Raw genomic sequence first — 9797 nt, forward strand, 5'->3', positions numbered from 1 at the left:
ATTCGCCTTGGCGGATGGGCAAACACAGATCAGCGTCACGATGCACGTGATCTGTGTGGCGGACGGGACGTGGGCATGTCAGGCTCCTGACCACCTGTCCGCTGACTCTCCCGCCTTTCAGACTACCCGAACGACCGGCCGCGTCGTCGTCCACGCAATATCGGGCCCCTCCCTCTGCACCCGCCGGGATCGATGAAATAGCCCAAGCAAGTTCGGCCGGTGGGCCTGACCTGGACCTCGTTCGCACAATCGGCGTTTTGCCAGTTCAGCGAGCCGATCCTTGCGTAGCACCAGCGATTCATGTAGGCGGCCTGCGAGCCAAGCTCGCAGGCCCACCAGCACGGCAGTCAGAGATCTCCGCATCGCAGTCATGACCAGCTTCTCAGGGCGACGCGTCGATTAGTTGGCGCCGCACAAACAGGCCGCTGTGCTTCAAGCGCCATATCGGCGTGGCGACCCGCTCGATCGACGGCTGGCATGCTGCTTTCCGGTCGTCATTGCCGGGCGCGGTCCTTGATGTCGGCGAGTTCCGCGCGGGCTTGGGAGATCTGAGGGGAAGTCATGGGAACGAATCGGGCTGCTTGGACGATCTCGCTGTTGTTGGTGATGTAGAACTCGGCGAACCTCGCCACCTGTGGCTTCTTCACCGCCAGATCGGAGAGGTAGATGAACAGTGGTCGAGCCAGCGGCTTGTAGCTGCCGTCCTGGGCTGCCTGCACCGACGGTGCGACACAGCCTTTGCCGCTGTTGATCTCGACCGCGCGCAGTTTGTCGCTGTTCTCCTGGAAGTAGGAGTACCCGAAGTAGCCCAGCGCGCCTTTCGCGCTTGCCACGCCACGGACGGTGAGGTTGTCGTCCTCGCTGGGGTGGTAGTCGGTGCGGCTGGCGCCTTCCTTGCCGTTGATTGCTGCGGTGAAGTAATCGAAGGTCCCGGAGTCCGTGCCCGCTCCGTACAGAGTCAACGGTTCGTTCGGGAACGACGGGTCGAGGTCGTTCCAGCTCTTCACCGTCGAGCCGGGCTCCCACATCTTCTTCAACTGTTCGACGGTCAAGCATTCGGCCCAGGTGTTGTCCTTGTTCACGACTACGGTGAGCGCGTCGTTGGCCACCTGCAATGCACTGAACAGCACACCGTGGGAGCCGCACAGATGCGTTTCGGAGTCCATGACTGGACGTGAGGCGTTGGAGATGTCGGTCTCACCCGCACAGAATTTTTTGAATCCGCCGCCGGTGCCGGACGTGCTGACGGTGACTTTCACATCAGGGTGGGCCTTCATGAACAGTTCACCGGCGGCAGCCGACAGCGGCTCGACCGTGCTGGACCCGTCGATCACCACCGGCCCCGACAGTTTTTCGTTCGAGCTGGAGTCCTCGCCGCCACAAGCGGTGAGACTCGAGGTGGTGACGGCTGCGAGCACGAGAATAGCTGCGCGCTTCACCAGGCGGATGGTCATGTGGGTTTCGCCTCTCTGCTTGGTTGCCCACCCGGTCACGGGCAGGCCCCGGCATCACGGGACCATTGCATCGAAATATTTCGTTCATAACTCCAGGTGAACAGGAAGCAGACAAGACCCTTGATGAACGGGAACTTTCGATTCGAGACAGTTCGGATCATGGCCTGCGTCAAGCAGATTGGGCACGGGAGCGACCAGGATGGCGAGCGCCCGAGTGCGCGCCCGGTCCGCTGACCCGTATGGCCGGATGGAACGGCGGTGCGACCGAAGCGCGAGCTTTGTGGAGTTCAGCAGTCGCAGTCCGTGGTGTGGCGGGGTTCGGCGCGCAGGGGGCCGCCGGGGCGCAAGATGTCTTCCATGCTGTTCATGGCGTCGTGTTCGACGCGGTACCAGCTCCAGGTGCCGCGGCGTTCGCGGGACAGGACACCGGCCTCGACGAGGATTTTCAGGTGGTGGCTGAGGGTGGATTGGGCGAAGTCGAATTCGTCGGCGAGGTCGCAGAAGCAGGCTTCGCCCTCGGGTGATCGCCGGACCAGGGTGAGAAGTTTGACGCGGATGGGGTCACCGAGGGCTTTGAACAGGCGAGCCGCCGCTACCGGGTCATGGTCGTCCGCCGTGGCGATCGCTGTGGTGGCCAGCGGGTCGGGTGCGGCGGATAGCGAGGACATGGTGACATCGTGCTCATGTTCGGTGAACGTCCGGTGAACGTGGCGGCACGTTGAACTGATAACCGAGTCCGCGGATCGCCTTGATCCATTGCGGGTCGGTTTCGTCGTCGCCCAAGCGTCTGCGCAGGCGCATGGTGTGCACGGTCAGGCTGTTGCTCGATGTCGGCCGCTCGCCCCAGAGGGCGCGGATGAGGTCTTTGCGTGGGATGACGGTCCCGGCGCGTTCGGCGAGGTAGCGCAGTAGCAGGAATTCCATCGGCGGCAAGGGCACTTCGAGGCCGTCGAGCCACATGCGGGGTACGGCGCCGTCGATGCGCAGCCGTCCCAAGTCGATGACCATGGGCTGGATCTCGATCGGTTCGCCGGTGACGGCGAGTGAGCCGAGCATGGCCAGCAGTTCTTTGCCGCGATAGGGCCTGCGCACGACCGCGGTGGCCCCTGCTGTGGCGGCGCGGGCGGCGAAGTCGCCGGTGGCGGGGCCGGCCCCGGCGATGACAGGGACGGCTGATTCGTCGGCATGGACGATTTCCAGGAACTCGATCGCGTCGAGCCGGCCGGTCACCGGCCCGAGGATCACAGCGTCGGGGCAGGAGCGGCCCAGCAGCAGCAGCGCCGCGGCCGGTTCGGGGCATACGTGCAGCTCGACGGGTTGTCCGGCCAGTTCCGTGGCTAGTTCCCGTGCCACTTCGGTGTCGTCGACGACGAGCACGCTCAACCGGTCGCCGGCCTGCCTGGCACCGGTCAGGCAGGCGCGGCGACGTGCGTGGAATTCCGACTGGCCGGATTTCCACGCGTGGGTTAGCGGGTCGCTCATGTCAGCCGAACCGGCCGCTGACGTAGGCTTCGGTCCGGGGGTCGGTGGGGTTGCCGAAGATGTGTTCGGTGGTGGCGTATTCCACCAGCCGCCCGGTGCGGTGGCCCATTTCGTCGGCCTCGGCGGTGAAGAACGCGGTGCGCTGGGAAACGCGCGCGGCCTGCTGCATGTTGTGGGTCACGATGATGATCGTGAATCGCTCGGCCAACTCGGACATGAGGTCTTCGATCTTGGCGGTCGCGATCGGGTCCAGCGCCGAGCAGGGCTCGTCCATCAGGATCACCTCCGGGGAGGTCGCGATCGCGCGGGCGATGCACAGTCGCTGCTGCTGGCCTCCGGACAGGCCGAAGGCGTTCTGCTTGAGCTTGTCTTTCACCTCGTCCCACAGCGCGGCGCCGTTGAGTGCTTTCTCGACGACCTCGTCCATGCTGTCGACCTTCATCCCGATCACGCGGGGCCCGTAGGCGACGTTGTCGTAGATGGATTTCGGGAACGGGTTGGGCTTTTGGAACACCATGCCGATGCGGCGGCGCACTTCGATGACGTCGACCTCGGGGCCGTATATGTCGACGCCGTGATAGGCGACGCGGCCTTGGACCCGGGCGCCGGGCACCAGATCGTTCATCCGATTCAGGCAACGCAGCACGGTCGACTTACCGCACCCTGACGGACCGATCAGCGCGGTGATCTCCTTGCTGCCGAAGCTCATATCGACCCCGGTCACCGCCCGGAAGTCGCCGTAGAACACTTCGAGGTCGCGCAGACTGATCACGCCGTCGGGGTAACCCTCCACTCGGGGCAGGTCGCGGGAGCGTTCGATACTGACGTGTGCGGCGGGGCGCCGATAGGTGTCTGCTTCGGTATTTCGTTCGATTTTCGTCACGACGTTCTCCTCCATGGCGCGCCTCACCAGCGGCGCTGGTAGCGGTTGCGAAGCCAGATCGCGATGGCGTTCATGGCCAGCAGGACGATGATCAGCAGCAGGATCGCGGCGTAGGCCAGATCGCGGAAGGCTTGGCGGTCCTGCGGAACGAGGTTGTAGATCTGCACCGGCAGCGTGGTGTACCGGGAGAAGACCCCGTCGGGGTTGAACGTCACGAAAGTCGTGGCGCCGACCAGGATCAGCGGCGCGGCTTCACCGATCGCGCGCGACAACGCCAGGATCGAGCCGGTCGCGATGCCCGGGATAGCTGAGGGCAGCGTCTGTTTCCAGGTGGTCTGCCATAGTGTCGCCCCCAATGCCAGCGAGCCGTCGCGGATTTCGCGCGGCACCGCCCGCAATGCTTCCCGGGTGGTGATGATGACCACCGGCAGGATCAGCAGCGCCAGCGCGATGGCGCCGGCCAGCACCACACCGCCCATCGAGATCGGGCCGCGCACCACGAAGGCGAGGGTGAGAATGCCGTAGATCACCGTCGGCACAGCGGCGAGGTTCTGAATGTTCAGCTCGATCAGCCTGTTCCACCAGGTGTTCGGGTCGGCGTATTCCTCCAGGTACACCGCCGCGGCGATCCCCAGCGGCAGCGCGATGAATGCGGTCAACGCGCACACCCACAGGGTTCCGTACAGCGCCGAGGCCACACCCGAGCTGTCGGGCCGGATCTTCGAGGGCTGTTGGGTCACCAGATCGGCGTCGAAGCGGGCGATGCCCTTCTGCACGATGATCGCGAGGGTGAAGAACAGGAACACGCACACGATCGCCAGACAGGCCCACAGCAGCAGCGCGAAGATCGTCGAGGGTACGCCGTTGCGCGGGTTGCCGCGCAGATCGGGACGGATGATGGAGGTAGCGACTGTGGTGGCCATCAGTAAGCCTGCCTGTATTTGCGGACCAGTTGGATGCTGATCAGGTTGATCACCAGGGTGATGGTGAACAGCAGCGCGCCGACGGCGAACAACGCGTAGTAGACCGGGCTGCCTTGCGGTGCGTCGCCGCTGGCGATCTGGGCGATGAACCCGGTCATCGTCTGGGCGCCTTCACGCGGGTCGAACGACAGGTGAGCTTTGCTGCCCGCGGCGATGGTGACGATCATCGTCTCGCCGATGGCACGGGAGATACCGAGCACGATCGCGGCAACGATTCCTGACAGCGCGGCCGGAAAGACCACGCGCATCGTGGTTTTCATCCGGTTGGCGCCGAGTGCGTAGGAGCCTTGGCGCAACGCCAGCGGGACCGCGGACATGGCGTCCTCACCGAGGGAGGCCACAGTCGGCACGATCATGAAGCCCATGACGATGCCCGGTGCCAGGTTCGTGTAGATGCCGTCGAACTCGATGATCTCGCCCAGGATGGGCGTGAGCACGGTCAAGGCGAGGAAGCCGTATACCACGGTCGGGATACCGGCCAGGATCTCGAGCAGCGGCTTGAGCACCTTGCGCACGCGGGCGGAGGCGTATTCGCTGAGGTAGATCGCCGAGCCCAGCCCCAGCGGCACCGCGACCGCCAGCGCGATCAGGGTGATCATCAGGGTGGACACCACCAGCGGCAGCACACCCCAGGACTTGTCGGTCCAGGTGAACTTGTCCCCGAACGCGGCGGTCCATTCGGTGCCGAACAGGAAATCACCGATATCGACGTGGCTGAAGAACGTGCCCAGCGGCAGCAGCAGCGACAGCACGATGCCCGCGGTGACCGCTACCGACAGCAGGGCCGATCCCACCAGCAACAGCTGGATGATTCGTTCGCCGATCCGAGCGCTGCGCGGGCTCAGATCGACCGGGGCGCCTTGCCACACGCCGGGATGGCCCCCCGTCTCCGAGGGGCCATCAGCGGTGGAGTGACCAACGGTCACTTAGTGCCCGCCTTGGTCTTGAGGGTGTCGAGTTCGCTGGTGGCCTTGGTCTTCTGCGCGTCGGTCAGCGGGACGAACCGCGCGGCCTTGACGATCTCGTCGTTGTGCTTCAGGTAGAACTCCGCGAACGCCTGCACCTGCGGCTTCTTCACACCGGCGTCGGAGACGTAGATGAACAGCGGCCGAGCCAGCGGCTTGTAGGTGCCGTCCTGGGCGGCCTGCACCGACGGGGCGACACAGCCGTTGCCGCCATCGATCTTCAGAGCCTTGAGCTTGGAGGCGTTCTCTTCGAAGTAGGAGAACCCGAAGTAGCCCAGCCCGCCCTTGGCGCCGGAGACGCCCTGGACGGTGATGTTGTCGTCCTCGGTCGGGTTGTAGTCCTTACGGCTCTGGCCCTCTTTGCCGTTGATCGCGCCGGTGAAGTAGTCGAAGGTTCCCGAATCCGCACCCGCGCCATAGAGGTTCAGGGGAACATCCGGGAAGGAGGGGTCGACCTGGTTCCAGTTGTTGACCGTCGAGTTCGGCTCCCAGATCTTCTTCAGCTGCGCCACGGTCAGGCAGTCGACCCAGGTGTTGTCCTTGTTCACCACGACAGTCAGCGCGTCGTTGGCGACCTGCAGTTCGGTGAAGCTGATGCCCTTGTCGGTGCACAGCTGCTTTTCCTCGTTCTTGATCGGGCGCGAGGCATTCGAGATGTCGGTCTCACCCACACAGAACTTCTTGAAACCGCCACCGGTGCCGGAGGTGCCGACGGTGACCTGGACGTCCTTGTTGGCTTCCATGAACAGCTCACCGGCGGCGGCCGACAGCGGCTCCACGGTGCTCGACCCGTCGACGACGACCGGGCCCGACAGATTGCTACCGCCCTTGTCGGAGTCCCCGCCACAAGCGGTCAAGGTCAGGGTCAGTGCGGCGACCGCACCGAATGCGATCACGTGCGCGCGCTCGAGCCGGCGCATGGTCATATGGAGCCTCCATCAACTCTCCCAGATCCGGTGCGAGCCACCGAATCCCTCATCTCGGGACCCTTGAATCGAAGAATTTCGACGTGAACATGAGATGAACGCCACACAGCGGAGGAAACTATTATCGAGAAATTTCGATCCAGCAATCGGGGGTCAGCCCAGAGGTGCCCGATCGGTGGCGAGAGCCGAGAGCATGGTGGCGCCGAGCGGTTCGGACGGGCTCATCGGCACGACCGCATATCGATCGGCCTGCTGGGCGACGGTGCCGATCGCGGCGAGTTCTTCGGCAGCGCGGCACCGCAGCAAGGTGGCCACCGGCGCCGCGGCGGCGAGGGAGTTGTTGACTACCCACGCCCAGGGATGAATTCCGGCGCGTTCGAGGTCTGCCTGCAACGCGACAGCTTCCAGTACAGGGGTGGTTTCGGCGAGGGTCACCACGATGATCCGGGTGGCGGCGCGATCACGCAGCCGCATCAAGGGTGTAGTGAAGCGAGCACGGTCGCCCATGGTGCGGGCGATCTCGCGGTGATAGGAGCCGGTGGCATCCAGCAGCAGCAGGGTGTGTCCCGTGGGTGCGGTATCCACGACCACGAACCGGCGCCGCGATTCACCGACGATGCGGGAAAACGCCTGGAACACCGCCACTTCCTCGGTGCACGGTGAGCGCAGGTCCTCGGCCAGTGCGGCCCGGCCCTGCTCGTCGAGTTGTGCGCCCTTGGTCGCGAGGATATGCCTGCGGTAGCGCTCGGTGGCCTCGGCCGGGTCGATTCGGGAGACGTGCAGCCCCTCTCGGCTGCCTGCGAGCACGTGCTCGAGGTGTGCGGCGGGATCGGTGGTCGTCAGGTGGACATCGTGGCCGCGGCGGGCGAGTTCGGTGGCGATCGCCGCGGCGATGGTGGTTTTACCGACCCCGCCCTTGCCCATGCACATGATCAGCCCATGATCGTCCTCGGCGAGTTCGTCGATGAGCAGTGCCAGCGAGGCGTCGGCCGCGATGTCCGCCGCGGTGACATCAGGGGCGTCGCCGGGCGCGGAGGTGTCGGCGAAGAGTTGATCCAAAGCCTCGATACCGACCATGTTGGTGGCTTTTAGTTCGATGCGGTCGATCGGCAGACCGGCCAGCTCGGCGGGCAGGGCAGCCACTGCCGCTTGTTCTCGGTGGTGGATCGCGCACGCGAGGGGGTCCTCGGTAGTCGGATGCGGGAGCACGGCGTTGAGGACCACGTGCTGGTTTCGGGCGCCGATGTCGGCGAGTTCGGTGTGGGTGCGGGCGATTTCGTTCAGTGACGCGGTCTGCGCGCGGGCCACCAGGACCAGACGGGTCAGCAGGGGGTCGGTGATCGCGTGCACTGCGGCGGTGTAGATGTCGCGCTGGGCGTCCAGGCCCGAGAGCGGGCCGAGGCAGGACGCGTCGCCGGTGCCTTCGAGGAATTCGGTCCAGGCGCCGGGCAGTTGCAGCAGCCGGATCGTGTGCCCGGTGGGTGCGGTGTCGAACACGATGTGGTCGAACGCCTCAGCGGTGTCACCGGTCGGGGTGAGCAGTGCAGTGAATTCGTTGAACGAGGCGATTTCGGTGGTACACGACCCCGACAGTTGCTCGGTGATCTTCTCGATTTCCTTGACCGGCAGCAGATTCCGCACCGGAGCGATGATCCGCTCGCGATAGGCCGCTGCGGTCTGCTGGGGGTCGATCTCCAACGCCGACAACCCGGCCACCGCGGGGATCTCGGTGATCCTCGCCCCGATCGTCATCCCGAACACGTGCGCGAGGTTGGACGCGGGGTCGGTACTGACCAGCAGCACCCGCGACCCGCCGCGGGCCAACGCGACCGCCGACGCGCAGGCGAGGGAGGTTTTGCCGACGCCGCCTTTGCCGGTGAAGAACACAAAGCGCGGCGCGTCGGTGAGAAAACCGGGTGTCGTCATCATGTTCAGCAGCAGCCGGGGCCGCTGCAGTCGCCCTCGGTGAGCCCCAGCAACGCCACCCCTGCCGGTGCCGTGGCCGGGCCGGGATCGGTGATCCCAGCCCAGGTCGCCAGCTGGGCGCGGCCGGGGTAGCGGCCGGTGAGCACGGTGACACCATCGACGAGCACCAGCGGCAGGCCGTCGGATCCGGCGAGTTCGAGGAAGCGGCGTACCGGTTCGTTACTCGCGAACACCACCGGCTCCGAGGCCAGGTTGTGGCGAGTGATGTCCCCGCCTCGGCTGCGGATCCAGTCCAGGTCGGCGGAGAAGGTGACCAGTGCCTGATCCACGTCGGGTCCGCAGATTCCGGTGTTGCAGCACAAGGCCGGTTCGAAAACCTCGATGGTGCTCATCGTGTCGTCGCTCCTTCAGTTCAGGCGCGGGCGGGCAGTAGTTCGGCGATGAGGTTCTCGATGCGGGTTTTGATTTCGTCGCGGATCGGGCGCACGGATTCGACGCCTTTGCCTGCCGGGTCTTCGAGTACCCAGTCGCGGTAGCTGACGCCGGGGAAGACCGGGCAGGTGTCGCCGCAGCCCATGGTGATGACCACGTCGGAGTTTTCGACTGCGTCGAAGGTGAGGATCTTGGGTGACTGGTCGGAGATGTCGATACCGACCTCGGCCATGGCTTCGACTGCGGCCGGGTTGATCGACTCGGCGGGTGCGCTGCCGGCGGAGCGGACCTCGATCGCGTCACCAGCGAGGTGGGTGAGGAAGCCTGCGGCCATTTGAGAGCGTCCGGCGTTGTGGACGCAGACGAACAGGATACTGGGCTTGGTTGTCATACGGTGGTGAACCTTTCAGGTCGCGAGGGAGGTCAGGTGGTGGGGATGTCGAGTTCGGCCAGCAGGTGGCGGACGCGGGTTTCGATTTCTTCGCGGATGGGCCGGATCGCGGCGAGGTCGAGGTCGGCGGGGTCGTCGAGATTCCATTCCTCATACCGGCGGCCCGGGTAGAGAGGGCAGGCATCCCCGCAGCCCATGGTGATGATCACGTCGGCGGCCTGCAGGATTTCCTCGGTCCACGGTTTGGGGAACTCGCCGGTGATGTCGATACCGACCTCGGCCATGGCCTGCACGGCGGCGGGGTTGATTTCGTTGCCGGGTTCGCTGCCGCCGGACCACGCGACGGCGTTGTCCC

11 protein-coding genes are annotated in these 9797 nt (G+C 65.3%); all 11 read right to left on the reverse strand.

Annotated elements, in window-relative coordinates:
- Positions 1 to 494 precede the first annotated feature (494 nt).
- A complete protein-coding gene (locus HOV91_RS12005; RefSeq protein ID WP_312884573.1) occupies positions 495 to 1439 on the reverse strand; it encodes a PstS family phosphate ABC transporter substrate-binding protein in 945 nt (314 codons plus the stop codon).
- Positions 1440 to 1741: 302 nt separating this feature from the next.
- Complete coding sequence (locus tag HOV91_RS12010; protein WP_174185447.1) at positions 1742 to 2122, reverse strand: ArsR/SmtB family transcription factor; 381 nt, start codon at positions 2120 to 2122, stop codon at positions 1742 to 1744.
- Between the two features lie 13 nt (positions 2123 to 2135).
- Positions 2136 to 2936 carry a response regulator transcription factor gene (locus HOV91_RS12015; RefSeq protein WP_174185448.1) on the reverse strand — a complete coding sequence of 267 codons (801 nt, stop codon included), beginning with the start codon at positions 2934 to 2936 and terminating at the stop codon, positions 2136 to 2138.
- A gap of 1 nt (position 2937) precedes the next feature.
- Positions 2938 to 3708: a phosphate ABC transporter ATP-binding protein PstB gene (gene pstB, locus HOV91_RS12020; RefSeq protein WP_312884574.1), complete on the reverse strand. Its 771-nt coding sequence runs from the start codon at positions 3706 to 3708 to the stop codon at positions 2938 to 2940.
- A gap of 134 nt (positions 3709 to 3842) precedes the next feature.
- Positions 3843 to 4742: a phosphate ABC transporter permease PstA gene (gene pstA, locus HOV91_RS12025; RefSeq protein ID WP_174185450.1), complete on the reverse strand. Its 900-nt coding sequence runs from the start codon at positions 4740 to 4742 to the stop codon at positions 3843 to 3845.
- Positions 4742 to 5728, reverse strand: a complete 987-nt coding sequence (gene pstC, locus HOV91_RS12030; protein WP_174185451.1) for a phosphate ABC transporter permease subunit PstC — start codon at positions 5726 to 5728, stop codon at positions 4742 to 4744. Before pstC ends, pstA begins: the two co-directional genes overlap by 1 nt.
- Entirely contained in the window at positions 5725 to 6693 is a 969-nt protein-coding gene (locus HOV91_RS12035) for a PstS family phosphate ABC transporter substrate-binding protein (protein WP_174185452.1), read from the reverse strand. Before HOV91_RS12035 ends, pstC begins: the two co-directional genes overlap by 4 nt.
- 153 nt (positions 6694 to 6846) lie before the next feature.
- A complete protein-coding gene (arsA, locus tag HOV91_RS12040) occupies positions 6847 to 8619 on the reverse strand; it encodes an arsenical pump-driving ATPase (RefSeq protein WP_174185461.1) in 1773 nt (590 codons plus the stop codon).
- A gap of 5 nt (positions 8620 to 8624) precedes the next feature.
- Positions 8625 to 9011, reverse strand: coding sequence for an arsenite efflux transporter metallochaperone ArsD (gene arsD / locus HOV91_RS12045; protein WP_174185453.1), 387 nt, complete (start codon positions 9009 to 9011; stop codon positions 8625 to 8627).
- 20 nt (positions 9012 to 9031) lie between these two features.
- Positions 9032 to 9442 (reverse strand): arsenate reductase ArsC, encoded by a 411-nt coding sequence (locus tag HOV91_RS12050; protein ID WP_174185454.1) that lies wholly within the window; start codon positions 9440 to 9442, stop codon positions 9032 to 9034.
- 32 nt (positions 9443 to 9474) lie between these two features.
- On the reverse strand, positions 9475 to 9797 hold a 323-nt coding region (locus HOV91_RS12055), incomplete at its 5' end, for an arsenate reductase/protein-tyrosine-phosphatase family protein (RefSeq protein WP_498072310.1).

The organism is Nocardia barduliensis, assembly GCF_013315795.1.
GTDB lineage: Bacteria > Actinomycetota > Actinomycetes > Mycobacteriales > Mycobacteriaceae > Nocardia > Nocardia barduliensis.